The 254-nt window shown below is 39.4% G+C and carries 1 pseudogene; it reads right to left on the bottom strand.

The window, feature by feature from the left end:
* A pseudogene (locus tag IWT5_RS11920) lies at positions 1 to 254 on the bottom strand (ISL3 family transposase); the annotation flags it as partial.

Below are 254 nucleotides of genomic sequence, written 5' to 3'. Positions count from 1 at the left end.
TATAATTCATATCAGTAACGATAATCTTGACTCTTTGTCGTGCGGATTCGGTGTAATGTCTAAAATGACGCTGCAGCTTGAAAATTGATCGGAATGGTAATAAATCGATAAACTCGTGTGTTTCGGCATCCATCATTTCAAAACTCATGGTCTCATCAGCGTTGTTAGTCGTTTTAATCTCATCCAGCAAAAGTACTTCTGGTAAGTGCTGCCAATTGGGTTCGAAGTAAGTTTCGGACTGCATTAACATACGG

The sequence above is a fragment of the Secundilactobacillus mixtipabuli genome (assembly GCF_002217925.1).
GTDB classification, from domain to species: domain Bacteria; phylum Bacillota; class Bacilli; order Lactobacillales; family Lactobacillaceae; genus Secundilactobacillus; species Secundilactobacillus mixtipabuli.
This window is presented reverse-complemented; position numbering and strand designations above follow the sequence as displayed.